Origin of the sequence: Bifidobacterium choloepi, assembly GCF_010667615.1 — a bacterium.
GTDB classification, from domain to species: Bacteria; Actinomycetota; Actinomycetes; order Actinomycetales; family Bifidobacteriaceae; genus Bifidobacterium; species Bifidobacterium choloepi.
This window is the reverse complement of the sequence record NZ_VYSG01000001.1, coordinates 981,409-1,007,086: the sequence shown is the minus strand read 5'-3', so window position 1 is coordinate 1,007,086 and position 25,678 is coordinate 981,409. Positions and strand designations below refer to the sequence as shown.

General features: G+C 67.1%; 20 protein-coding genes and 1 pseudogene. 13 read left to right on the top strand and 8 right to left on the bottom strand.

What is annotated here, in order from left to right; genetic code table 11:
• Window positions 1-38: 38 nt before the first annotated feature.
• The 7 genes from murA (at window position 39) to F6S87_RS04090 (ending at window position 8,092) form a co-directional block, all read left to right on the top strand.
• Entirely contained in the window at window positions 39-1,364 is a 1,326-nt protein-coding gene (gene murA / locus F6S87_RS04120; RefSeq protein WP_163227332.1) for a UDP-N-acetylglucosamine 1-carboxyvinyltransferase, read from the top strand.
• A 99-nt stretch (window positions 1,365-1,463) separates the two neighbouring features.
• Window positions 1,464-2,384, top strand: coding sequence for a lysophospholipid acyltransferase family protein (locus F6S87_RS04115; protein ID WP_163227331.1), 921 nt, complete (start codon window positions 1,464-1,466; stop codon window positions 2,382-2,384).
• A gap of 173 nt (window positions 2,385-2,557) precedes the next feature.
• Window positions 2,558-3,556, top strand: a complete 999-nt coding sequence (locus F6S87_RS04110) for an NAD(P)H-dependent glycerol-3-phosphate dehydrogenase (protein ID WP_163227330.1) — start codon at window positions 2,558-2,560, stop codon at window positions 3,554-3,556.
• A gap of 135 nt (window positions 3,557-3,691) precedes the next feature.
• Complete coding sequence (locus F6S87_RS04105) at window positions 3,692-4,831, top strand: D-alanine--D-alanine ligase family protein (RefSeq protein ID WP_163227329.1); 1,140 nt, start codon at window positions 3,692-3,694, stop codon at window positions 4,829-4,831.
• Window positions 4,832-4,978: 147 nt separating this feature from the next.
• A complete protein-coding gene (locus F6S87_RS04100) occupies window positions 4,979-5,980 on the top strand; it encodes a DUF4190 domain-containing protein (RefSeq protein WP_163227328.1) in 1,002 nt (333 codons plus the stop codon).
• A 45-nt stretch (window positions 5,981-6,025) separates the two neighbouring features.
• A complete protein-coding gene (locus F6S87_RS04095; RefSeq protein WP_163227327.1) occupies window positions 6,026-7,066 on the top strand; it encodes a CPBP family intramembrane glutamic endopeptidase in 1,041 nt (346 codons plus the stop codon).
• A gap of 162 nt (window positions 7,067-7,228) precedes the next feature.
• Window positions 7,229-8,092 carry a mechanosensitive ion channel family protein gene (locus F6S87_RS04090; protein WP_231129321.1) on the top strand — a complete coding sequence of 288 codons (864 nt, stop codon included), beginning with the start codon at window positions 7,229-7,231 and terminating at the stop codon, window positions 8,090-8,092.
• 141 nt (window positions 8,093-8,233) lie between these two features.
• On the opposite strand, the gene F6S87_RS04085 is transcribed toward F6S87_RS04090, so the two are convergent.
• Entirely contained in the window at window positions 8,234-8,905 is a 672-nt protein-coding gene (locus tag F6S87_RS04085) for a TetR/AcrR family transcriptional regulator (protein ID WP_163227326.1), read from the bottom strand.
• Window positions 8,906-9,265: 360 nt separating this feature from the next.
• Window positions 9,266-10,510, bottom strand: a complete 1,245-nt coding sequence (locus F6S87_RS04080; protein ID WP_163227325.1) for a DUF2974 domain-containing protein — start codon at window positions 10,508-10,510, stop codon at window positions 9,266-9,268.
• A 383-nt stretch (window positions 10,511-10,893) separates the two neighbouring features.
• On the opposite strand from F6S87_RS04080, the gene F6S87_RS04075 reads away from it, so the two are divergent.
• A complete protein-coding gene (locus F6S87_RS04075) occupies window positions 10,894-12,084 on the top strand; it encodes a pyridoxal phosphate-dependent aminotransferase (RefSeq protein ID WP_163227324.1) in 1,191 nt (396 codons plus the stop codon).
• A 97-nt stretch (window positions 12,085-12,181) separates the two neighbouring features.
• A complete protein-coding gene (locus tag F6S87_RS04070; protein ID WP_163227323.1) occupies window positions 12,182-14,983 on the top strand; it encodes a hypothetical protein in 2,802 nt (933 codons plus the stop codon).
• Window positions 14,984-15,293: 310 nt separating this feature from the next.
• Here the strand turns inward: F6S87_RS04070 and F6S87_RS04065 are convergent.
• Window positions 15,294-16,310: pseudogene (locus F6S87_RS04065) on the bottom strand (PfkB family carbohydrate kinase); the annotation flags it as partial.
• A gap of 389 nt (window positions 16,311-16,699) precedes the next feature.
• Between F6S87_RS04065 and rpmB the strand changes: the two are divergent.
• The 4 genes from rpmB to rsmD all read left to right on the top strand — a co-directional run bounded on the left by rpmB (window position 16,700) and on the right by rsmD (window position 21,602).
• On the top strand, window positions 16,700-16,894 hold the full coding sequence (rpmB, locus tag F6S87_RS04060) for a 50S ribosomal protein L28 (protein ID WP_163227321.1): 195 nt from the start codon (window positions 16,700-16,702) through the stop codon (window positions 16,892-16,894).
• A gap of 101 nt (window positions 16,895-16,995) precedes the next feature.
• Entirely contained in the window at window positions 16,996-19,470 is a 2,475-nt protein-coding gene (locus F6S87_RS04055; protein ID WP_231129319.1) for an ATP-dependent DNA helicase RecG, read from the top strand.
• A 194-nt stretch (window positions 19,471-19,664) separates the two neighbouring features.
• Window positions 19,665-20,918, top strand: coding sequence for an IS607 family element RNA-guided endonuclease TnpB (tnpB, locus tag F6S87_RS04050; protein WP_331270747.1), 1,254 nt, complete (start codon window positions 19,665-19,667; stop codon window positions 20,916-20,918).
• Window positions 20,919-21,023: 105 nt separating this feature from the next.
• On the top strand, window positions 21,024-21,602 hold the full coding sequence (gene rsmD, locus F6S87_RS04045; RefSeq protein WP_163227318.1) for a 16S rRNA (guanine(966)-N(2))-methyltransferase RsmD: 579 nt from the start codon (window positions 21,024-21,026) through the stop codon (window positions 21,600-21,602).
• Window positions 21,603-21,732: 130 nt separating this feature from the next.
• Here the strand turns inward: rsmD and trmD are convergent, their stop codons facing one another.
• The 5 genes from trmD to F6S87_RS04020 all read right to left on the bottom strand — a co-directional run bounded on the left by trmD (window position 21,733) and on the right by F6S87_RS04020 (window position 25,678).
• Window positions 21,733-22,677: a tRNA (guanosine(37)-N1)-methyltransferase TrmD gene (gene trmD / locus F6S87_RS04040; protein WP_163227317.1), complete on the bottom strand. Its 945-nt coding sequence runs from the start codon at window positions 22,675-22,677 to the stop codon at window positions 21,733-21,735.
• A gap of 112 nt (window positions 22,678-22,789) precedes the next feature.
• Window positions 22,790-23,410 (bottom strand): ribosome maturation factor RimM, encoded by a 621-nt coding sequence (rimM, locus tag F6S87_RS04035; RefSeq protein WP_163227316.1) that lies wholly within the window; start codon window positions 23,408-23,410, stop codon window positions 22,790-22,792.
• A 22-nt stretch (window positions 23,411-23,432) separates the two neighbouring features.
• Window positions 23,433-23,666, bottom strand: coding sequence for an RNA-binding protein (locus tag F6S87_RS04030; protein ID WP_163227579.1), 234 nt, complete (start codon window positions 23,664-23,666; stop codon window positions 23,433-23,435).
• 2 nt (window positions 23,667-23,668) lie between these two features.
• Window positions 23,669-24,136: a 30S ribosomal protein S16 gene (gene rpsP / locus F6S87_RS04025; protein ID WP_163227315.1), complete on the bottom strand. Its 468-nt coding sequence runs from the start codon at window positions 24,134-24,136 to the stop codon at window positions 23,669-23,671.
• 159 nt (window positions 24,137-24,295) lie between these two features.
• The gene (locus F6S87_RS04020) at window positions 24,296-25,678 is read right to left on the bottom strand and encodes an MFS transporter (RefSeq protein WP_163227314.1); all 1,383 of its coding nucleotides are present in this window, start codon (window positions 25,676-25,678) and stop codon (window positions 24,296-24,298) included.

Genomic DNA, 25,678 nt, shown 5'->3' with positions numbered 1-25,678 from the left:
TCTGGGAGTTCCATTCCATCTGAAAGTAGGTTGTGACTGTGGTCGAGAACAAAGACGACGTTTTGCACGTTGAGGGCGGCAAGCCGCTCAACGGCACCATCAAGGTGCGCGGCGCCAAGAATTTCGTGAGCAAGGCAATGGTCGCCGCGCTGCTCGCGCCGGGCACGTCCGTCCTGAAGAATGTCCCCGAGATCCGCGACGTGCACGTCGTCTCCGATCTGCTGAGGCTGCATGGCGTCGACGTCGACGTCAACGGCGACGAGGGCATCGTGACGATCGACGCGACGAACGTGCAGCTGGCCGACGTCGCCGACGTCGACACGCTGTCCGGATCGTCCCGCATCCCGATCCTGTTCTCCGGACCGCTGCTGCACCGCCTTGGCGAGGCCTTCATTCCGGCGCTCGGCGGCTGCAACATCGGCGGACGGCCGATCGACTTCCATCTCGAGACGCTGCGCAAGCTCGGCGCGAACGTCGACAAGGAGCACGAGGACGGCATCCACATCACGGCCCCGAACGGCCTGCACGGCGCGAAGATCCACCTGCCGTACCCGTCCGTCGGCGCGACCGAGCAGACGCTGCTCGCCGCCGTCCTCGCCGAGGGCAAGACGGAACTGTCCGGCGCCGCGACCGAACCGGAAATCATGGACCTCGTCGCCGTCCTGCAGAAGATGGGCGCGATCATCTCCGTCGACGTCGACCGCACGTTCCGCATCGAGGGTGTCAAGGAGCTCAAGGGCTACACGCACACGTCGCTGACCGACCGCATCGAGGCCGCGAGCTGGGCGTCCGCCGCGCTCGCCACCCACGGCGACATCTTCGTCAAGGGTGCCACGCAGCCGGAAATGATGACGTTCCTCAACACGTTCCGCAAGATCGGCGGCGAGTTCGACATCACCGACAAGGGCATCCGCTTCTGGCATCCGGGCGGCGACCTCAAGCCGGTCGCGATCGAGACCGACGTGCACCCCGGCTTCATGACCGACTGGCAGCAGCCGCTCGTCGTCGCGCTGACGCAGGCCAACGGCCTGAGCATCGTCCACGAAACCGTCTACGAGAACCGCTTCGGCTTCACGAAGCCGCTCGTCCAGATGGGCGCGACGATCCAGCTGTACCGCGAGTGCCTCGGATCGCTGCCGTGCCGCTTCCAGCAGCGCAACTACAAGCATTCGGCCGTCATCTTCGGACCGACCCCGCTCGAGGGCCGCGACATCGACGTGCCGGACCTGCGCGGCGGCTTCTCGCACCTCATCGCGGCGCTCGCCGCGAAGGGCCCGTCGAACGTGCGCGGCATCAGCCTGATCGACCGCGGCTACGCCGACTTCCGCGGCAAGCTCGCCGCCCTCGGCGCCGACGTCGACTGATTGTCATTCTCATTCCCTCAGGCCTCCGCCCGTGGCGGGGGCCTTTCCATTGGCGAACGTGACGGAGGCTCGTACGGTTCTCGGGGCACAATAGGCAGCATGACTTCCAAAGGAAAACCATCGCCGCGCAAGGCCGTCAAACCGCTCAGTGACGAACAGGTCGCCCGTCTCGCGAAGGAACACGATCTCGTCGACCCGACCAGGCCGTTCCCGTGCGGCCCGCGACAGCCCAACGAACGCGAAATCAACGAACAGAATCCGAAGATCACCCGCCGCCTGCTCAACGGCTGCGCCCGCGTGCTGCGCGGATCGTGCAGGCTCAAGGCGTGGGGCCTCGAGCGCGTGCCCGAGGACGGTCCCTACATCGCGGCCTGCACGCACGTCACGCAGTTCGACGTGTTCGTGCCGATGTGCGCGCAGTTCCAGTGCGGTCGCCGCCCCCGCTACATGGCGAAGGCCGAGATGGGCAAGTGGCCGCTGATCGGCAAGTGGTTCCAGGCCGTCGGCATGCAGCCGGTGCCGCGCCGCAGCGGCAAGGCCCGCGCCATCGAGGAAACGTCGATCGACATCCTCACGTCCGGCCGTCCGCTCGACGTGTGGCCCGAGGGCACCGTCACGCGCGACCCGAAGAAGTGGCCGATGTCGATGAAGAACGGCCTCGGCTTCATCGCGCTGGAAGCCAGCCGCCGTCTCGGCCGCCAGATTCCGCTGTACTGCGTCGTCGTCTGGGGTGCCGCGTCGATTAACCACTTCTGGCCGTGGCCGCGCAAGAACGTCGTCATGTGCTTCGACGCGCGGCTCGACTACTCCGACCTGCTCGCCGACGCCGACACGTGGAACGGCGAGCCGCCGAAGGCCTACGCCGACGAACTCGTGCGCCGCGTGCGCCTGCGCATGAAGGAAGTCATGGCCGACATCCGTGGCGAACGGGAGCCGGACACGTTCTTCGACTTCAGGATCATGAAGGAAGTGCCGGAGACGCCCGACCCGTACGTCACGCCGGCCGAACGGGACGCGTGAAGATCCGGGGGCTCCCGCCGAAAACGCTTCGCGTTCTCGACTCCCTCTTCAGGGGGAGCCTGAAGGAAATGCGCGATTCTGGTTCTCGCGGGAGAGAGTTCGCGGGAGTCCAGCGAACTGCCAGCCCCTTTATTAGACTTACGAAACGAAACTAGACGACCAAGGAGTGAACAATGGCGAATGTGACGGTGCTGGGAGCCGGAGCGTGGGGAACGGCGTTCGGACAGGTGCTGGCCGATGCCGGCAACGACGTGACGATGTGGGCGATCGAGCCCGAGATCGTCGAGGCCATCGAGAAGACGCACACGAATCCGGTCCGGCTGCCGAGCGTCAAGCAGCTGCCCGCCAACATGACGGCGACCGGCGACCGCGCTGCGGCCGTCAGGGGCGCCGACGTCGTCGTCGTCGCGATCGCCGCGCAGCACGCCCGCGAGGCGCTCGTCGAGTTCAAGGACCTCATCCCGGAGACGGCGCTGATCGTCTCGCTGATGAAGGGCATCGAGCAGTCGACCGGCAAGCGCATGGACCAGGTCGTCTGCGAGGCACTCGGCCTCGAGGACGAGCGGTTCCTCGCCGTCTCCGGCCCGAACCTCTCCAAGCAGGTCGCCGCCCGCGAACCCGCCGCCACCGTCGTCGGCTGCACGAACATCGAGAACGCCTACGAAGTCGCGAAGCTGTGCACGACGAAGTACTTCCGGGCCTTCGTCACGTCCGACGTCATCGGCCTCGAGATGTGCGGGTCGCTGAAGAACGTCGTCGCGCTCGCCGTCGGCATGTCGCACGGCGCCGGCTACGGCGAGAACACCGCCGCGATGATCGAGACGCGCGGCCTGGCCGAGATCGCCGCCGTCGGCGAGGCGGCCGGCGCCATGCCGGAAACGTTCCGGGGCCTGGCCGGCGTGGGCGACCTGATCGCCACGTGCGGCTCGCCGCTGTCGCGCAACTACACGTTCGGCTACAACCTCGGCAAGGGCCTGAGCGTCGAGGAAGCGACGAAGGAAAGCAACGGCGTCGCCGAGGGCGTCGCCACCGCCTCCGCCGTTGTCGCGCTCGGCGAGCAGTACCACGTGCCCACGCCGCTCGCGCTCGCGATGACCCGCGTGCTCAACGACGGCATCTCCTGCGCCGAAATGCTCGGCGAAATGTTCCCGGAGGGCGTCACCGAGGAGTGAATCGCACGATTCTTCCATTTTTTGCGACGAAGGAAGCTCCCCTGTCGGGAGCTTCCTTCGTTGTTACGACTCTCTACTAGACTCGCTGGCTAGGAACCATCCGTATTTTCCGGGCAAGGAGCACTGAACAGGACTATGGCTAAGCAGCGCGTGGCGATCTTCTATGGCGGCAGGGCCGACGAGCACTCGATTTCCTGCATCTCGACGGCCGGCGTGCTGCGCGCGCTGGACATGGAACGATTCGAACCGGTCCTGATCGGCATCACGAAAGACGGCCAGTGGATCACCGATGGCGAGAACCCGCTCGACTGGGACCTGGCGAAGGGACTGCCGACCGTCGAGAAGACCGACGGCTCGCGCGACGTCGTCGTCGACTTCGCGCTCGGCGCCGAGGGCCTGCTCGCCCGCGACGACGACGGCACGCTCGCCAGCCTTGGCCACATCGACGCCGTGCTGCCGGTGCTGCACGGTCCGTACGGCGAGGACGGCACGATTCAGGGCGTCTTCGAGATGCTCGGCGTCCCGTACGTCGGCTGCGGCGTGCTCGCTTCGGCCGCCTGCATGGACAAGCACTACACGAAGGTGCTGCTGGCCGCCGCCGGCATCCCGGTCTCGCCGGGCATCACGCTCGACGCCCGCGAGTACGTAGCCGACCGCCACTTCGCCGAATACGGCGACGAATTCGTCGCGAAGGTCGAGGAAGCGGGCCTGCAGTATCCGCTGTTCGTCAAGCCGTCGCGTGCCGGCTCGAGCTTCGGCGTCACGAAGGTCGAGCACGTCGGCGACGCGGCCGAGCTGGCCGCCGCCGTCTGGGAAGCCTCGCGGCACGACTGGCGCATTCTCGTCGAGCAGGGCATCGACGCGCGCGAAATCGAATGCGCCGTGCTGTGCCCGAAGCCGACCGACAGCCCGCGGGCCAGCCTGCCCGGCGAGATCGTCCTCGACAAGCGCAACGAGGGCGACGACCAGTTCTACGACTTCGACAGCAAGTACATGGATTCGACCGCGTCCCACGTCGAGGTGCCGGCCAACATCGACGCCGCGCTGCTCGAGAAAGTCCGCGAGACGGCCGTCAAGGCCTTCCTCGCCGTCGACGGCGCCGGACTGAGCCGCGTGGACACGTTCGTCACGCCGGAGGGCGACGTGCTCGTCAACGAGATCAACACGATGCCTGGCTTCACGCCGATCTCGATGTACCCGAAGGCCTGGGAAGCGACCGGCCTGTCCTACGGCGACCTGATCACCACGCTGATCGACGGCGTCATCGCCGACTGAGTCGCCCGCATGCCCGCATGCCCGGAAAAAAGTCCCCTTTCAGGGGACTTTTTCGATGACATGACCGGAGCGGATATTGGAACGTGCCGCTAGACTTGCACTAACGAGGCGTGGGAGGGGCCATGCCGCCATTGGAGGTACAGAGTCATGACACAACCGAATTCGCAGCCCGACGGCACGAACGATTCGTCCGGCCAGCAGCAGTATCCGCAGTCGGACCCGTATGGCCAGCAGTATCGGGAGGACCAGCAGAGTAATCTGTATGCGCAGCAGACGTCCGGGCAGGGCTACGGACAGCAGGATTATCGGCAGGCCGGCTATCAGCAGCCCAATTACCAGCAGCCCAGCTATCAGGGTGGCTACCAGCAGGGTTACGGCCAGCCCGGCTACGGTCCGAACGGCTATGGCCAGCCCGGCTACCAGCCGCCGGTGCCGCAGTATCCGAACCGCTGGAACGGCATGGCCATCGCCGGCTTCATCTGCTCGTTCTTCTTCGCGATCGTCGGCCTCGTGCTGAGCATCGTTGGCCTCGTCCAGGTCAACAAGACCCGGGAGAGGGGTCGCGGCCTGGCGATCGCCGGCATCTGCATCTCGGCCGTCGAGATCGCGTTCGTCGTCATGTCGATGGGCAGCCTGTCCACCTACGTCGACGACGCCTTCGAGGAAACGTACGGCACGTCGACGAGCCAGACTGCCTCGCCGTCGGCCAGCGCGACGGACGATTCGTCCGCGGCATCGTCGGACGAATCGTCCGGCTCCGCCGACGGTTCCGTCATCCTGACGACGCTCGGCTTCGACGACACGAAACTTGCCGCCACCCACTCGACGAGCGTCGAGAACCTCGTCGACAGCGACGCGTTCCAGTCGCAGCTCGCGACGGTGCGCGACAGCCTGCCGAGCGGCCTCGACATCGACTTCGCGGCCAGCGGCGACGACCTGACCATCGACGTCACCGTGCCGGACAGCTACGCGACGACCGTCACGTCGTATCTCGACGGCGTCTCCGACAGCCAGCGGCAGGCGAACATGCAGGCGCTCGCCAACACGTTCGACGAGCTCGCCGGCAACAGTGGCCAAACATCCGTCACCCTCGACGTCACCACGGCCAGCGGCACGTCGCTGCTCGGCCAGACGGCCACGGCCGACTGACGGCGCCATGACCGCCCACCCGCCAGCAACGATTCCGGAGCGACGATGACCAGTCCGAATCCCCACATGTATGCTCCGCCGCAGCCGGTGCAGCCACCGACCTCCTGGCCCATGCACCTGCCGCGCGCCCGGCGTCCGCGCGCGCCGATTCCATACAACCGCCAGGCCGCCGCCACGGCGCGCCGCCGCTACGCGCGCGCCGGCGCCGCGCTGCTCGCGATGCTCGTCTGCTACGTCGGCTTCGCAATCGCGGCCCAGCAGATCATCGTCGACATCGCCGGTGGCCAGCACAACGCGTGGCTGGCCTACCTCGCCAACGACATCCCGCTGGTCTGCATCGGCGTGCCCGTCTTCTTCGGCATCATCTCGACGGTGCCGTCGCTCGCCAGCCGCCGCTTCGACCTGACCGGCGGCCAGTTCTTCCGCTACCTGCTCATGGCGTTCGCGATCACGTACGTCGGCAACCTCGTCGGCCTGACCGTCACGGCATTGCTGTCGGGCGGCACGTCGACGAACCCGATCGACGAGACGATCGGCGCCAATCCGTGGGCCGACCTCGTCTTCGCCGTGCTGATCGGGCCCGTCGTCGAGGAATGGGTCTTCCGCAAGCAGCTGCTCAGCCGCCTGCGGACGTACGGCGAGAAGGTCGCGATCCTGTTCTCGGCGCTCGCGTTCGCGCTGTTCCACGCGAACCTCTACCAGTTCTTCTACGCGTTCGGCCTCGGCCTGCTGCTCGGCTACCTGTTCGTGCGCACGAACCAGCTGAAATACACCATCGCCATTCACGTGCTCATCAACTTCAACGGCAGCGTGCTCTCGCTCACGGTACTGTCGCTCGGTTCGGACGATTCGTCCTCCGAGCTCACGTCCGGCGACCTCGTCATCATCGCCTACGCGCTGCTCGTCCTGGCCGCGGCGATTTCCGGCCTCGTGCTGCTGTGGAGGAATCGTTTCCGCTTCACGGCGTACCTGACGCCGCAACAGCTGCCGCAGGAATGGGGCGGCCACTTCGCCATCGCGAACGCGCCCATGATCGTCTTCATCGTGCTGACCGGTTTGCTGACGCTGCTCAGCCTGTACGGCTGATCGTCCTTCCGTCATGCCGTGTTCCAGGATGTTACAAACCCGGGCTGCAAGCCCGGGTTTGTAACATCCTGGGGGAGAGGAAGCCGCCCCGGACCGTCCGGTTCGGCCGCTTCGGTAGAATCGTCGGGAATACCCGTCCACTTCGAGAAGGAATGCACGCCGATGAACCTGCCGCTGCCATTCGCGACCGCCATGCTGGCCGACGACGCCGACGACGTGCCGACGCTGACCGAGGTCGCGCACACCGATGTCCTCGGCATCGTCGGCGATTTCTTCCGCGACAATCTCGGCAAGATCATCTGGCTCGTCGTCGTCGCCGTCTGCGCGGCGCTGCTGGCCAAGGTACTGACGAAGGTGCTGCGAAAGGCCCTCGCGAAGGCCGCCATTCCGAACGTCTCGCTGTTCGTCAACATCATGCGCGTGCTCGTCTGGACGCTGGCCGCCACGCTCGTGCTCAAGCCGGTGTTCGGCATCAGCCCGACGACGGTGTTCACGGCGCTCGGCATCGGCGGCCTGGCGCTGTCGCTGGGCCTCAAGGATTCGATCGCCAACGTCATCTCCGGCTTCGAGCTGATGTTCGGCAAGGTCGTCAAGCCCGGCGACGTCGTCACGATCTCCGGCGTCACCGGCGTCGTCGAGGACATCAGCTGGCGACAGACAATCGTCCGCGCGCGTGGCGGCAACGTCGTCATCGTGCCGAATTCGGTGCTGAGCACGACGGCCATCCAGAAGCTCAACCCGTCCAACGAGGCGCTCGTCAAGGTGCCGTTCACGGCCAAGTCCGGCGTGGACACGCACGAGCTGTCCCACGAGCTGACCGGCCTCGTCGAGTCGCACTGCAAGGACATCCTCAATGCCGAGCTGCCGCCGCTCGTCAAGTTCAGCGGCCTGACGCCGTACGGCATGAGCGGCGAGGTCTTCGCATACGCCAAGGACGGCGTGGCGCTGTCGTCGGTCGCCGACGCCGTCACCCGCGCGATCTCGAACTGCGACGAACTCGAGCAGCGCGCCGCCACCGGCGAATAGGGAAGGCCCCGCACCGTCCGGCGACGGCAACGAAAGGCAACGGAAAAACGAAACGAGAAGGGTGTCGCCATCCCGCGGACGAACTGCGGGATGGCGACACCCTTCTCGTTTTACTTATTTATTTTCAGGGTATTCGTGTCCTCACGAGACCGTCGAATGCTGCAGGGCGAACTTGTGGTGCATCGGACGGTCGGATTCGAAGATGCGGCGCCAGTAGGCCATCATGCTTTCCTTCGACATCGACAGGTAGATGCCCATCGCCAGCACGGCGATGTCCTCGCTCATCAGGTCCTCGACGGACAGCGACTCCTCGAGCGTCGGCCACTGCTGCAGCACCGACAGCAGGCCACCGATCGTGAAGTTGATCAGCAGGCTCGTCTTGACGTCGACATGCGCCGAATCGAGGTCGAGGATGCTCATCAGCGTCATGCGGACGAAATCGTGCAGCGATTCCTGCAGGTCGGGCGAGCTGTGCGGGCCGGCGAGCAGCGCCAGCCGGTCGAGTCGCTGCCGCTGGTCGGGATCGGCCAGCAGCGCCGAACAGTAGCGCATCCATTCCTCGTCGGGATCGAGGTCGGGCTGCGGCGGTGCTGGCGTCGGGATGTTCTGGACTTCGTGCAGGATCGCCGAGTCGGCAAGCTCCGGCAGTCCCGAGAAGTGGTAGTAGAAGGAGTTGCGGTTGACGTCGGCTTCGCGGACGACATCGGTCACGGTAATCCGATGGAATTCGCGGTCGGCCAGCAGCTCCCAAAAGGCGTTCTCCAGCCGGTCCTTGGCCGGAAGGATTTCCGAGTCACGGCGTGGTCTGGGCATTGGTGTTCTCCTCACAACGGTAGGTTCCGCCGGTACCGGCCTGACGGCCCTCGTCGGGTGGCCGGTGCCGGCGGAATGGGTGGCGCCGCCCGGTTCCCCTTCAGTTCCGCGCGGCTCCCGGAGACGTTCCCGCCGACCCGTGCATTCGGGAAGAAACGTTCCGATTCGATGGTTTTGTTCAGTTATGGTCGTCCCGGCCGGCGACGGTTGTCGACCGCCGGTCAGGACCGTCGTTTTTGTTGATTTTTCAAGCACTTGGATGCTCCGAATACCTTGTTGGTTTCAGTCTATCCATCCTCGTGCGCTATGCTGCCAGCGTGAAGGGTTGCGCCGGTGGCCTTCGATAGTGTCCTCGCCTCCTCACTGCGGTCCGGTCGGGCCATCGTCGGTATTCGATTCGTCCGTCTGGCTCGGCGAATGGTTGAAAGCCGCCGTGGCCAGCAGCCTCATCGCCTGGTTGATGTACTTGCGTTCCTCGCCGTTGAGGCCCACGTAGCTGCCGACCATGCCCGGCAGCACGCCGAGGCCGCCGCTCATCAGACCGGAGACGTTCGCTTGTCCAGACGATTCGAGGACGCGGAACAGCGCCTTGACGGCGTGCTCGCGCTGTCGCTGCGTCATGCCGGACAGCCACGCGTTGACGGCGGCGTTGAACGTCCTCGAGCTCTCGGCGACGTCCGGCACCGTGTTGAAACGGTCGCCGCGCATCTGCCACGTGAATCCCGAATGCTGCATGAGTCCGTCGACCGACGACGTGACGACAATGCGGTGCTCGTCCTTCGGCGCCTCGAGCAGCATGCCGATGATCGAGTATTCGGGCACGATCTTCGTGACGCGGTCGGCGACCGTCGAATACTCGTAGCTCGCGATGACGGGCTGCTGGAAGCCGGGACCGTCGAGCGAGTAGATTTGCTCGATCCTGTCCTTGACGTCGTCGCGCGCGTTCATCGCGGCGTAGATCGCGAGGTTACCGCCCTTCGAATGACCGGTCAGGACGATTCGTCCGGGCCAGAAGTCGGCCACGCGGTCGAGGTAGTCCGCCGCCTCGCGCTGGGCCGGCACCGGATACTGGAACGACATGTTGAAGTCCTCGCGCCAGCCGACGAGCGAGTCGTCGGTACCGCGAAACGCGATGACGAGCGTGTCCGTCGGCAGGCGAAACGTGACGGCGGCAAACTGTGTCTGCCTGTCCTCGTCGAACTGCTCGTCGGCCGCGTTCATCTCGCAGACGGCGAAGCGCGGGTTGCGCGACGTCGAGCGGTAGAAACTGTGCGCGATCCTCGGGTCGACGAGGCCCGGGTGCATGTCGTAGTCCGGATCGAGCGCCTCGTGCTCGGCCAGCTCCTCCTCGACATGGCGCAGCGTCACGCCGTCGTAGGGCACCGACCACAGCGAGCGGACGGACTTGAACGGGTGGCGCGGATTGAACGACTTGACGCGACGCCCCAGCGTGCCGTAGCGTTCCTCGAGACGCGCGAGGCGCGGAACCTGCCCGGGAATGCGGTCATAGGACAGCAGCGCAAACACGAGCGCGTCCGGCGCATGGAACGGGTACTCGGTGAAATCCCGGGTCTCGTCCTTCACATAGTCCATGACGGTATCCAACGTGCGTGTTCCCCTCCTGCATCCCGTTGCGGATACGCTCGTGCCAACGAAATAGTCATTTGTTTCGTCAATGTCTATACCATTATAGTGCGCGGCCAGTCAATGCAATCGCTTTTCGCTCCCGGAACCCGACGATCCCAACGATCCGACGACTCTCCGGAGGCGACCCCTTCGTGCCCATCGTAGGTGGCGGCGCCGAACCCGCGCAACTTCGCGACACATGATGGAATTTCCCGATGCCGCCATCCCGCGGCCGGACTCCCCGGATCGCGCCATGCCGGGAAGGGATACGGTCGGGGTCCGGTCTCGGCGACGGCGGCTAGAATCGTGAATCGTCATGGTCCTGACGACAGCCGACAGCAGCGAGACGAAGGGGAAACGCGATGATTAACGAAGTCTACCGCAACATGCTGGCCGAGAAATCGGTCATCCGCACGATCGCCGAGCAGGCGACGAAACGACGGGGCGAGATCGGCGCCGACAACGTCTTCGACTTCTCGATCGGCAACCCGAGCGTGCCGGCGCCGCGCACGTTCGACGACTCGATGATCGAGCTGTACCGCACCGCCGACCCGATGGCGCTGCACGGCTACTCGCCGTCGACCGGCAACGTCCGTTTCAAGGAGACGATCGCGGCCAGCCTCAACGAACGGTTCGGCTTCGACTACAAGCCGAACCACATCTATCCGACGTCCGGCGCGACGGCCGCGCTGTGCCACGCGCTGCGCGCCACCGTCTGTCCAGGCGACGAGGTCGTCACGTTCGCGCCGTACTTCCCCGAGTACCTGCCGTACGTCCAGGCCTGCGGCGCGAAGCTGACGGTGCTGCCGCCGGACACGACGGCGTTCCAGATCGACTTCGACGCGCTCGGGCAGGCGTTCAACCCGAACGTCGCCGCCGTGCTGATCAATACGCCGAACAACCCGTCCGGCGCCGTCTACAGCGAGGAGACGCTGACGAGACTCGGCGAGCTGATGCGCCGCAAGCAGCGCGAGTACGGTCACGACATCTTCCTGATTTCCGACGAGCCGTACCGCGAGATCGTCTTCGACGGCAAGACGCAGCCGTATCCGAGCAAGTTCTACGACAACACGCTGTCCTGCTACTCGTTCTCGAAGTCGCTGTCGCTGCCGGGCGAACGCATCGGCTACGTCGCGATCAACCCGCGCGCGACGGATGCCGACGAGCTCGGCCCGATCTTCACGCAGGTCAGCCGCTCGACCGGCCACAACTGCCCGACGTCGTCGATCCAGCTCGCCGTCGCCGACGTCGCCGGCGAGACCGCCGACCTCGCCGTCTACGAGACGAACATGAACATCATCTACGACACGCTTGTGCGGCTCGGCTTCGACGTCGTCCGCCCCGGCGGCACGTTCTACATCTTCCCGAAGGCGCTCGAGGAGGACGCCGTCGCCTTCTGCTCGAAGGCGATGAAGCACGACCTGTTCATGGTGCCGTCCGACAGCTTCGGCATGCCCGGCTACCTGCGCATGTCCTACTGCCTCGACACCGACAAGGTCCGCGCCGGCATGGGTCGCCTCGAGGAGTTCGTCCGCGAGGAGTACGGCAAGTAACAGGTGGAAACGCCCTTCCGGGGAGCTTGTTCGCGAGTCGTTTCGGGTGCCGGAATCGTGCTGGGCAACGGGGCCGGTTTGTGCCTAGGATGACGGCATGACCGGCGGTCGACGCCCGGGGTCGCAACGGCGCGGCACCGGCCGGCAGTGGCCAGGGGCGCCGGGCGCCGCCGACGGCGGACGGGAGGGACCGACGATGGACACGCAGGCAATGACGCTGCCGGGAACGGCGGTGACGGCGAAGCTCGCGCCGCTGCCCGGCCAGCGGGACGGCGAACGGTTCGCCGTCGTCACGAACGCCGAGCTGCCTGGCTTCCGCGGGCGCGACGTCGAGGGATACATCGTCGCGCTGCACGACCGGCGCGAAGTCGACGTGCTCGCCGTCGTCGGCGCCGACGGCCACGTGCGCCGCGCCGACGCCGACGGACTGCACGACGACCTGTGGCTCGTGCACTGGAACGGCGACGAGCACGCCGGCGCCATCCTCGTCGAGACCGAAACCGGCGACCGGCAGCGCACGATGGGGGAGTACCTGACGCGCGACGGGCTGTGCCGCGTGCTCGGCGTCGTCTCGCCCGAATCGTTCGGCCCCTACCGCGAGCGCTGGCTGTCGCCGCTGCCGTTCCTCGCCGTGCTGTGGCTGGCGCTGTGCCGCATTCCGCGCGAACAGGGGCGCAAGGTCGGCGCCGGCGGCGGAAGGATCGTCGAGCTGTTCGGCGACATGGCCGGCCAGTCGCTGCCGGACGCGCTGGACACGGTGATCTGGAAGGGCGCGACGGCGGCCGGCGACCGCACGGCGTTCGAGCGGTTCGCGGCGCGCCAGCTTGTCGAGGCCGGCGCCGCGCAGGTGCGCGGCATCGCCGCCGAGCACGACCTCGAGCTCGTGCGGCTGGCGACGACGGGCATGTTCTGGATCCGCTTCGACGACGACGCGCTCGAGGGCCTGCAGCGCGACGTCGTGCTCGCCGTCGAGGCCGCGCTCAACCGGCTCGCGTTCCTCGACGTCGTGGCCGGCGAGCATGACAACAAGCTCGGGCTGATGGCGACGATGGACGAATCGTCCTGCTATGCGGCCACCGAATCGTTCGCCCGCCGGTTCGCCGGCCACGCGAGGTTCGTCGACGAGCAGGCGCGCCTCGACAACCGGCTGCTGGGCGTCGAGGGCGCCAGCGGCGTGCGCGGCGGCAACTGGGACGCGATGACGCGCTTCGGCGCCGTCGCCGAGCGGATGGCGCTGCCATTCCGGCTCGACTACCGCTTCGACGTCGACACGGCGGCCGGCGTGGCGGCCGTGCGCTGCACGGTGCCGACGGCGATGATGTTTCCGGCGACCGGCACGGCCGGCGACGTGCGGCACCTGCGGCCGGCGGCGGCGTCGGCCTACGCGTTCCGGCTCGCCGCGCTGATGGCCCACGCGGCGTTCCGCTCGAGCCTCAACGTCACCGGCGTGCAGGTCGACTGCCACGCCGGTTCGCTCGCCGACGCGTGCGTGCTGTCGCTGCGGTTCCGCCGCACGCCGTTCCTGATGGAGGCGCTGCCGGCCATGCTCGACGGCCGGCTCGACAGCCCGCGCCTCGACGCCGATCCGCTGGCCATCTACCGGCTGCTCGGTCCGGCGAGATATTCGGCGAGGTTCGCCGCCGACCGCGGCCTGACGGCCGTCGAGCCGCTGCCGCTCGACAGCCGGCTTGCCGCGCGCCGGCTGCCGCTGTGGCGCGACGAACGCCCGCTGCCGGCGCCGCTGCGCACGTTGCTGCGGGCCGACCGCGCCTGCGAGCTCGACGTCATGCACGACGACGCCGTCGTCAGGGGCTCGGAAGTCACGGCGATCGTCAGGGAGAACGAGGACTCGCCGCTGACGGCGGCGATCGAGCTCGAGGCGACGCTGCTGCGCCTCGAGGACGAGCGGCGCGGGAACGGAGGACCGCCGGACGACGGCGGACACGATTCGCGCGGATCCGGCGGCGACGACGGGGACGCGGACCGCGATGGCCGCGCCGGCGGTGACATCGGCGCGTCCGACGACTTCGACGGGCTCTTCGACGACGACGGGCGCATCGTCAAGCCGCTGTATTGCGAACGGCCGCTGATGCGGCTCATGGTCGGCCTCGACGGCGAGCCCGGCGACGGCGACGCCGTGCGCTACCGCAAGGTGCCCGACGCGCTGTTCGACGCGACGCTGTTGCTGTCGCGGATCGACGCGCAGGCCGGCAACCATGCGCGCGCCGTCGAGAGGCAGCGGGCGTGCGCGGCGATGGCTCCGACGACGGCGCAGCCGCTGATCGACCTGTCGATGACGTTCGTCGAGCAGGGCGAGGCCGGCGGCGAACCGTTCGGCGGCCTCGGCGGCGACGATTCGCGCGGCGATGGCGCCGGCGAGCCGGCCGCCCGCGGCGGGGACGCGGCGGCGGCAATGGCGGATGAATCGTCCCCGTTCTCGAAGGCGGCCGCCACGCTGCGGCGGGCGCTCGCGATCGCCGTCATGCCGGTCGACATCGCGTTCATCTACTACCGTCTCGCGTTCGCGTACTGGCAGCTCGAGATGCCACAGGCCGCGCTGGCCTGCTACGGCAAGACGCTCGCGGTGCCCGGCACGCCGTTCTACGACCACGCCGTCGTCGAGGTCAGCGAGCTGCTCGCGCAGGCCGGCGGCGACCACGTGCCGACCGACGCCGAGGCGACGGCGACGCTGCGGCTGCTCGGCATTCCGGTCGCGCCGTCCGCGCGCGCAAGGAACCTGATCGCCGAGGCGACGATCGGTCTCGTCGACGCCGGCTTCCCGCGCGCCGCCGACGAGGGCGCATGGTTCCTCGGCCGTCTCGTCGACGGCGACGTCGTCTCCGCGATGAGTCCCAGCCTGCGCTGGGGCACCGGCGACCCGGTCGGACCGACGCAGTGAATTCCGACCGAAGTGCCGAAATGTCACGAGACCCGAGCTTTCAGCTCGGGTCTCGTGACATTTCGGGGCGGAAAGGCCAGGCGGGGCAGGACGGTCCGGAGGACAGGTCCGTCTGGCCTGCGGCCTACTCGGCGTCGTCGCCGGCGAGGTCGACGAACGTCGTGTCGACGGGACCGTCGTCGGGAGCGGAGGGACGGGCGTGGCCGCCAACGGGCGGCTCGTCGAGCTCGGCGTCGGTGTCCTTCAGCGCGGCCTTGAGCTTCTCGAACGTCGTCGAGCTGTCGTCCTCGCGCTCGATCGCGGTGGCGGCGAGCGCCGTCGCCTCCTCGAACGTCGGGCACAGCGGCACGCCGTGCTTGTTGCGCACGATCGCGATCGACGCGGCCGCGTTGGCGATCTGGACCGCGTCCTCGAGGTCCCAGCCCTCGGCGAGCAGCGCGCACAGCGCGCCGGTGTGCACCGGGCCGGCCGAGCGCGTATGCGTCGCCTTCGTCTCGAAGCCCTCGATGTGGACGAGGCGGCGGCCGTCGCGACTCACCCAGGCGCCACGGGAGCCGGCGCGCAGCACGATCGGCGCGCGCAGCGCGTCGGCGAGCGCTTCGGCGAGCATGCGCATCGACTCGTCGAAGCCGCCGTTGACAGTCATCGTGCGCGACTCGTCGATCTCGATGCCGAGCCTGCGCGACAGCGTGCGCGCCTCCTGGCGGTTGAGCGACCAGATCGGCTTGGCGAGCACCATGTGTTCGAGCAGCTGGTCGGAGACGAGCGACAGCGTGTTCGTCGGGTTGATGACGATGCGGAAGTTGCGGCGTTCGGGTGCGCATTCGGGCCGGCGGATGAACTCGTTGACCGAGATCGCCGTCTCGTTCATCAGCGCGTTGCCGGAAATGTAGACGACGTCGCCTTCCTCCGGGTGGACGCCGGCGAACGTGTCCGGCCGGCCCATCGCCTCGGCGCCGTAGGTCGCGACGAACGTCTTCTTCGCGCCGTCGTTGAGGACAATGCGGAAGCCGTTGTCGAGGTGGCTGTTCGTCGGGCCGGTGTGGACGATCTTCGAGCGGCGCAGGTGCTCGAGGATCATGTTGGCGCACGGGCCGGTGCCGATGATGCCGGCCGATTCGGTCAGCGCGCCCATCCGGCTCGCCGCCTGCAGGATCCGGTAGCTGCCGGACACCGCGCGGGAGACATGCGTCGTCGCGATGAACTCGCCCGGCTTGGGTACCTCGGCGACATCCATCATCACGTCGATCCACACCTGGCCGAGCGAAATGACCGTCGGCTCGTGGTCGTGCTGGATATGGAACCGGGCAATGAAATCGCTGAGCATCGTCGCACCCCTTCGTCGTCATGGCCGCGCCGGCCCTCCATCGGGCCGGACCGGCTGGCGGCCACTCGTCGCCCGCGGCCGCCGCACCCCCGTAATGCTCCATATTGTAGGGGACGATTCGCCCGCCGCGGGCCGTTGTCTTATTCTTTCCGCTGTTTTCTTTATAGTCACCTCCGCCACGCCCCGGGGCTCTCCGTCACGAAACCTATACAAAACTGCCGGTGTCCTCGGGAAATTGCGTTCAAGGAGGTGCGAAAACCGTTGCAAATACTGGCCTTGCTTGTGTTGTCAAGAGGGGTGCTGTATGCTTGTGAAGTTGTGTGTTCGACTGCGCCCTTGCGCGGCCGGATGCGCAGACTTGCAAGTCAATATTGTTAGAGGAGTCCATTATGGCAGCTCGTTGCGCAGTGTGCGGCAAGGGACCGCGGACCGGTTACTCGGTTTCCCACTCCCATATCCGCAATAAGCGCCTCTTCCGCCCGAACCTGCAGCCGGTTCGCACGACGATCGACGGCGAGAACGTCCGTATCCGCGTGTGCGCCAAGTGCCTCAAGGCCGGCAAGGTTTCCCGCGTCAAGGCGTGAACATGCTGAAGATGGAACCCCGGAGAGCCTAGCTCCCGGGGTTCTTGCGTATCCGGTGACGTAGGATGGGAGGATCAGGGCTAGGCAAGGAGACAACGCGGATGGTGGATCTCAACACGTCGATCGCGTCGCTGCTGACGAACAAGCGCAGGGCGGGCGCGCTCAAGTCGCTCGGCATCGTGACGGTCGGCGACGCGTTGACGTATTATCCGTTCCGCGTGACCGATCCGGTGCCGGTGCGTTCGCTGCGCGAGGCGACGTTCGGCGCGAAGATGGCCTGCGCCGTGCGCGTGCGCGGCGTGCGCTCGCACGCGATGCCCGGCCACGGCGGCTGGCGGCTCGAAGTCGCCGTCGACGACGACGAGTTCGCCGCGAGCCGCAGGCAACCCGGCGGCGTCGCGTCGCTCGTCTTCTTCTCGCGCCGCCGCTCGTACGTCGACTGGCTGTCCGGCCGCCTCGTCGCCGGCCAGTTCGTCGTCATCGCCGGCACCCCGAGCGTCTACAACGACCGCCTCCAGTTCACGCATCCGGAACTGCTCACCGTCGCACCGCCGGCGCCCTCGAATCCGGACGATTCCTCCGTGACATCGAGGGAAGACGGCCGGACCGCCGGAGGCGGCGGCCTCAGGTACGACGCCGCCACGCCGCTCGAGGCGCTCACGCGCGTGTGCCGTCCGCGACCCGTCTACCATGCCACGTCGCGCATCTCGAGCGAGCACATCCACGACACGATCCTCGGCTGCCTGCGGCTGCTCGCCGGATTGCCGATGGAGGAACCGGACCCGCAGGCCGCCCCGGCCCCGATGACCTCGCTGTACCGCACGTCGGCCGCGACGGCCGCCGCGCTGACGGCCACGATTCCCGACATCCTGCCCGAACGGATCCGCGAGTCGGGCCACTACCTGCACCGCGCCGACGCGTTCAGCGAACTGCACGACCCCGACTCGGTCGCCGCGTTCCGCTCCGCCCTCGACACGCTGCGCTACGAGGAGGCGTTCATCTGCCAGGCCGCGCTGTTGCAGTCCCGCGCGAACGCCGCCGACCATGCCGCCTGGGCCTGCGATGACGTCTCGCAGCGCGACGAATTCGTCGAATCGTTGCCGTTCAGGCTGACGGCCGGCCAGCGCGACGTCGTGAACGACATCGGCCGCGACATGGCCACCGACCATCCGATGCAGCGGCTGCTGCAGGGCGAAGTCGGCTCCGGCAAGACCGTCGTCGCGATCGCCGCCATGCTGCAGGCGACCGGTTCCGGCCACCAGGCCGTGCTCGTTGCGCCGACACTGGTGCTCGCCGAACAGCACTACGAGTCGATTTCCCGCCAGCTCGCCGCCATTCCGGCGCTCGCCGACCTGCCGGTGCTGCTGCTCACCGGCGGCATGAAACTCTCGCAGCGCCGCAAGGTGCTCGCGACGGCCGCCAGCGGCGACCCGTGCATCGTCATCGCCACGCACGCCGCGTTCTCGAAGACGTTCCAGGCGCCGAACCTCGCGCTCGCCGTCATCGACGAGCAGCACCGCTTCGGCGTCGAGCAGCGCGAGACATTGCGGGCGAAGGGGGAGAAGGAACCGCACCTGCTCGTCATGACGGCGACGCCGATCCCGCGCACCGCCGCGATGACGTGGTTCGGCGACCTCGACATCTCGTGGCTCACCGAGCTGCCCGGCGGCCGCAAGCCCATCCGCACGTTCGTCGTCAACGAATCCGACAACCGGCTGATGGCCTCGATGTTCGCGCACATCCGCGCCCGCATCGACGCCGGCGAGCGCGCCTACGTCATCTGTCCCCGCATCGAGGAGGACGACGCCGGGGAAGAGCCGGACGATTCCCGCGGCGGTTCGTCCGCGGCAGCCTCGCGCGCCGCCGCGAAGGCGAGGAAGACGGGCGGCGAATTCGAGGAAGGATCGTACTTCCTGAGCGACGAGGAGCTCGGCGAAGAGGACGGCGAGGGGGAGCCGCCGGCGCCGCTGCACTCCGTCGACGAGATCTTCGCGAGGCTGCAGAAGTTGCCGCAGTTCAGCGACGTCGCGTTCGCGCGGCTCACCGGCCGCGACGACGACGCGACGAAGAAGGCCGTCATGGACGATTTCTCGAGCGGCCGCACGCCGGTGCTCGTCGCGACGACCGTCGTCGAGGTCGGCGTCGACGTGCCGGAGGCGAGCTGCATCGTCATCTTCGATGCCGAACGCTACGGACTGTCGCAGCTGCACCAGCTGCGCGGCCGCGTAGGCCGCGGCGGCACCGAATCGTGGGCGTTCCTCGTCTCGCGCGCCCGGCCCGGCACGATCGCCGAGGAACGGCTCGCCGCGATCGAGGGCACGCTCGACGGAGCCGAGATCGCCGAGAAGGATCTCGAGCTGCGCGGCGCCGGCGACGTCCTCGGCGACTCGCAGTCCGGCGGCAACACGTCGCTCAAGCTGCTGCGCGTCGTCAAGGACGCCCCGCTGATCGAGGAAGCCCGCTCGCAGGCCGGCCTGCTGCTCGACGACGATCCCGGCCTCGCCGCCTATCCCGAACTCGCCGGTGCCGTCCTCGACTTCACCCGCGGCAACGAGGCGTTCCTGACCAGCAACTAGCTGTTCCTTCCCGGATGTCGCCGACCCGGGCCGCAGGTTCGGGATTGTGGCATCCGGGGTTGCGACCTGCTGATTTTTGTGTTTGTTTCCGCTTGTTTTCCTTCAGTCCCGTTTGCTTGCCGGCACCCCCGCACGGGAGGTACGATGACATGTAGAACATTTGTTCGACCATGAGTGTGCGAGGGAGGTGGACCGTGCTCAGGGGTGTCAGGGTGAAACTCGACCCGACTCCGCGTCAGGAGCGCATGTTGCGTTCCCATGCGGGCGCGGCACGGTTTGCCTACAACACCATGCTGGGCATGGTCAAGGACGCTCTTGACGGCAAGATCGAAGGGTTCGGCTGGTCGCGTGCCGAACTGCGCCGCATCTGGAACGCCTGCAAGGTTCGTGTCGCGCCGTGGTACGCGGACAACTCGAAGGAGGCATACTCGTATGGCGTCGAGTGCCTGGCCAGCGCGCTGAGGAACTGGTCGGACTCGAAGAAGGGCCGGCGCAAGGGCCGCAAGACCGGGTTCCCGAAGTTCAAGTCGCGTAACCGTCACATGAAGTTCGCGTACACCACCGGCAGCTTCGGCCTGGTCAGGGACGATCCGAAGGCGCTGAAGCTGCCGCGTATCGGACGGGTGCACTGTTTCGAGGACGTCGAGAAGCGGGTGGGGGTCGGCCGGGTAATCCGCATGACGGTTTCGTGCGTGGCGGGATGCTGGTATGCGTCCCTGTGCGTCGAATACCCCGACCCCGCAGGCCTGGGGAAAACCGGGGGCGGCACGGTCGGTATCGACTTGGGCGTCAAGACGCTGGCCACGCTCTCGGACGGCGCCGTGGTGGAGAATCCGAAACACTACCGGCGAAACGAGCGGAAACTCCGCAGGGCCGGCAAGCGGCTCTCCCGCCGCGTCAAGGGATCGAACCGCTGGAAGAGGGCGAAACTGGCGGTGCAGAAGCAGCATTCGCGTATCGCCAGCCAGCGTCGCGACACCATCGGCAAGGCCACGACCATGATCGCGCGTACCTACGGGCACGTGGTTATCGAGGACCTGAACGTGGAAGGCATGAAACACGATCACTGTCTTGCCAGGGCCGTGTCGGACGCCGCGTTCGGGGAGTTCCGCCGCCAGCTCGAATACAAGTGTTCGGACACCGGTACCGTGCTTACCGTGGCGGACCGGTGGTATCCATCCTCGAAGACATGCTCTCGGTGCGGGACGGTGAAAGCCAAGCTGTCCCTCGCGGAGCGCGTGTTCGTGTGCGACAATCCGGACTGCGAGTATGCCCGCGAGGGCGTGGATCGTGACTGGAACGCCGCGAAGAATCTTGAACACTACGTCGCCGGGAGTGCCCCGGGAGACGGTAAACGCGCGCCGAGGAGCCGTAAGACGACCAGCCCTCTTGAGGTTGGCAACGCGGGAACCGTTGAAACGCGAACCAAGCAGCCCGGAGGGGCGTGAGCCTTGGAGCCTTCCCGCCGCAAGGTGAGGGAGTACAACCGGCCTTGATATTCGTTGGACAAACGAAAACAAAGCCAGTTGCAACGGAAAGCTATGATGGTGACCATGCGCATTATTGCCGGACGATTCAAGGGACTGCCGCTCACCACGCCGAAATCGACGACGCGGCCGACGACCGACCGCACGAAGGAGGCGATCTTTTCGCGGCTCGACTCGTGGGGCGTGCTCGACGACGCGCGCGTGCTCGACCTGTTCGCCGGCACCGGCGCGCTCGGCTTCGAGGCGCTGAGCCGCGGTGCCCGCGAACTCGTGCTCGTCGAGGCGAACGCCGCGGCAGCGCAGCTCGTCGCGAAGACGGCGACGCTGATCCGCCGCCAGCGCGGCTGGGAGCCGGACATGGAAGTGCACGTCGTGAAGGCGAAGGCCGAACAGTATGTCCAGCGCATGGCCGGCCGGACCGAATCGTTCGACGTCGTGCTGATCGACCCGCCGTACGCCTTCCCGACCGACGACTGCAACGCCCTGCTCGCCGGACTCGTCGATGGCGGACTGGCTGGCGAGGATGCCGTCATCATGCTCGAGCGATCCACCCGCACCGAGCCGCCGACGCCGCCGGCCGGCTGGACCGAAACCGACCGCCGCGACTACGGCGAGACCGCCGTCTACTACTACGAGGCAGCCTGACCGGCATGAATCCGTTGGAAAGAATGGCGGCAAGTCGCGTTCCAGCGCGCACTCGTCGCTGACGCGACGTCGTGCGGCCGACTCTCGGCCTCGCTCCGCCTGGCAGCTCCCTTCCAGGGCGATTATGCTGTCACTTGCGCTTCGGATGGTCGCCGGAGACGTTCCAGCCGAGGTCGATCAGTGTCTTGCGGTCCTTCTTGTCGAGGGCGTGGCAGTCGAGCTTCTCGATGAGGTCGGGGCGCAGGCGGCTCGTCTTCGCGAGCGCCTCGTCGCGGCGGAACCGGTCGACCTTGCCGTGGTCGCCGCCAAGCAGCACCTTCGGCACCGACAGCCCGCGCCACGTGGCCGGCTTCGTGTACTGGTAGTGCTCGAGCAGCGCGTTGTCGCCGGTGTACGATTCCTCGACGATCGACTCGGCGTTGCCCATGAACCCGGGCAGCAGGCGCGTGATCGCCTCGAGCATGACCGAGACGGCGACTTCGCCGCCGTTGAGCACGTAGTCGCCGATCGAGTACTCGCGCACGTCGATGCCCTGCGCGCGGTAGTAGCGCGGAATGCGCGCGTCGTAGCCCTCGTAGCGGCCGCAGCCGAAGACGAGCCGCTGACGGCCGGCCAGCTCGGTCGCATCCTTCTGCGTGAACATCGGTGCCGACGGGTTCGGGAAGATCAGCACCGGTCCGAGCGGCTCGGCGTCGCCGGCATCGTAGTCGGACAGCGCGTATTCGCCTTCGGCGTCGAGTTGCGGGGACGATTCGTCCGCTGACGCGCCGTCATTCGCGACGGCATCGTTGCCGAACCGCGAGGCGACGGCGGTCTGGAAGTCGAGGGCGTCGACGGTTACCGGGTCGAGGCCGAGCAGGTCGTCGAGGCATTCGGCCCACACTTCCGGCTTCATGACCATGCCGGCGCCGCCGCCGACCGGGGTGTCGTCGACGGAGTGGTGGACGTCGTGCGTCCAGTCGCGCAGGTTGTGCGTGCGGACGGTGACGAGCCCCTTCTGCTGGGCCTTGCCGAGCAGGCTCAGGTTGAGCACGTCGAAATACTCGGGAAAAACGGAGACGATGTCGATATCCATGCGACTCATCGTAGTGGAAACGGGGAATGAGCCTCGCGCACAACGCAGGCGGGGTGTCGGTGGCCGGTTCATGGGAACCGGACGCCGACACCCCGCCTTGCAGGACAGGACCCTAGAGTCCCGGAATCAGGCCGCCGGGAGGATCCAGCGTCAGGTAGCCTTCGGCCGGGTCGATCTCGGGGACCAGCTCCTCGACGAACGGCACGAGCGCCGTCTTCTCGAGGACTTCGCCGCTTTCCGGATCGCGCACCGGCGTGGCCAGGCGGATCTTGAGCAGCCACTGCGGCCCCTCGATGACGTCGACGACCTTGCCGACGACGAGACCGGCCTCGTAGCCCTGTTCGTTGTCGGGATCGATGCGCGCCTCGAGGCCGACGAGATCCTTCGGATACCACAGGTCCTCGTCCATCATCTCGTCGAGACCGACGGCCGGCGTATACAGCTCCGTGCCGTTGAGCGCCTCGGCCGCGTCGCGGTCGTCGACGCCCTCGAACTTGAGGATCCAGCGGCCCTTGAACACGCGGGACCGTTCGACGACGAACATGTAGCCCTCGCCGCCGTCCGGCGTCTTCGCGAACAATTCAGCACCGGGAGCGAACCGGATCTCCGGTTCGTCCGTGAAGATGCGCACGGTGACTTCGCCCTTGAGTCCCTGCGCACGACCGATACGACAAACCCTCAGCAGCTCGGGGCGGTCACCCGTCCCGCCCTGCCGAGGGCTGTCATCAAGCATTGACGTCGTCAAGGTCGGCGACTCACTTGCGCACGTCCATGATGTCGACGCGCACCTTGTGGTCCGCCATGGCCTGGACCACCGTGCGCACGGCATTGGCGGTACGGCCAGAGCGGCCGATGACGCGGCCGATATCTTCCGGATTGACGCGCACGCGAATCAGTTCCCCGCGGGCGTTTTCATGGGACTTGACCGAGACGTCGTCGGGAAAATCAACGATGTTCTTAATCAGGTGTTCCACGGCTTGTGCGAGCATGATCACTCAGCTTCCTTCGCGGCTTCTTCGGCCTCGGCGATTTCGGTCTTCTCGTCGGCGGCCTTCAGGGCGGCTTCGGCCTCGGCCTTGGCCTTCGCGTCGGCTTCGGACTTGGCGGCCTTCAGCTTCTGCGCCTTGGATTCGGCTTCCTCGACGAGGACGGCGGCTTCCGGCTTCGGAGCGACGGTCTTGAGCTTGCCTTCGGCGCCGTCGAGACCCTTGAACTTCTGCCAGTCACCGGTGATCTTGAGCAGGTTCTTGACCTGATCGGACGGCTGGGCGCCGACACCGAGCCAGTACTGGGCGCGATCGGAGTTGATCTCGATGGTGGAAGGCTGGGTGTTCGGGTTGTACAGACCGATCTCCTCGATGGCCTCACCGTCGCGCTTCTTGCGCGAATCCATGACGACCACGCGGTAGACCGCGTAGAACTTCTTGCCCATGCGCTTCAGACGAATCTTGGTTGCCAAAATGGCTCTCCTTGGTAATTAGGGGTGTGTCTCTCGCCTGCTTAAGTGGGGCAAAAGCCGGCTCGATCCACGTGTTCCTTGTGCACCGCGGTGAGTAGAGGGCCCCGCGACCACAAATAACTTCCCAAGTATAGCTCACGGGGGTGGAAAAGAAAACGCCTAGTCCAGCGTCGTCCCGTCCCAGCGGTCGGCGGCGGGAATCGTGCGAAGGCGGCGGCTGGCGAGCATGATGATGGCGGCGGCGACAAGCGTCGCGGCGAACGTCGCGATCGACCAGCGGTAGCCGACGGCGGCGAGCAGCGAGCCGGCGGCCGCGCTGCAGAACATGCTCAGCATCGACGCCGGCACGCTGACCGTCGTCGCGAGCCGCCCCTGCATTGTCGTCGGCGCCTTCGCGAAGATGTAGCCGAGCAGCATCGCGTTGAACATCGGGAACGGCAGGCCCAGGAACATGTAGACGACGAGCGTCGGCCAGAACGCCGTGACGGCCGTCAGCGCGACGGCGAGCGCGGCGACCAGGACGGTGGCCGCGCAGACGGTCCGTCCGACGGGCAGCTTCCTGGCGAGCTTGCCGGCGAGGAAGGCGCCGACGAACATCGCCGCGGCGATCGAGCCGTCGAGCAGGCCGATCTTCGCGCTGCCGGTGCCGTCGGCGACCAGATGCAGCGTGATGGCATACGAAATCCCGTTGACGCCGAAATTGATCAGCGCGGCCGCCGCGATGACGACGATGATCAGCCGTCGGCGGACCGTCCACTTCCAGCCGCCGACGAAGTCGTGGATGAACGATTCGTCCGTCGACGGGTTGTCCCCGGACTGGCCGGCGTCGTCGGCCAGCGAATCGTTGACAAGGGGATCGGCAAGTGTCTCGAGGGCCGCATCGGTGGCGGAAGAATCGTTCAGATTCCGGCGTTTCTTCGGCAGCCGGATGAAGCAGGCAGCGGCGCCGGCGGCGGCATACGCGACGGCGGCGACGAGGAACGGCAGCCACGGGCCGACGGCGTACAGCACGCCGCCGAGCGGGCTGCCGCCCATGCCGATCGCGGCGTCGCGGCCCTCGTTGACGCTGCGGGCCGTCGGGTAGTCGGCGATGTCGATGATCGAGCGCAGCATCGCGTCCGACGCGCTGCCAAGGAAGCCGGCGATGCCCGACTCGACCGTCGCGATGGCGAGCAGCGTGACGAAACCGAGGTGGCCGAGGAAATCCAGCCCGGCGACGGCGCCCCACGCGAGCGCGCCGGCGACGCCGTTGACGATGATGAGCAGCCTGCGATCGTGCCGGTCGACGAACGTGCCGCCGAACAGCGCGAACACCTGCTGCGCGATCGATGCCGACGTGCCGAGCCAGCCGGCCAGCACCGTCGAGCCCGACAGCTTGTAGCCGATCAGCGAGATCGCGAGCCCGCGCAGCGACAGGCCGAGCGCGGCGGCGGTGTCAGCCGTGAACCACGGGATGTACGCCGGAGATGTCCAGAACGGGCGGCCGCTCTTGCCGGAAGTGCCGGAAGCGGCGGCGGTTGCCTTGGTCGATGTGCCGGTCAT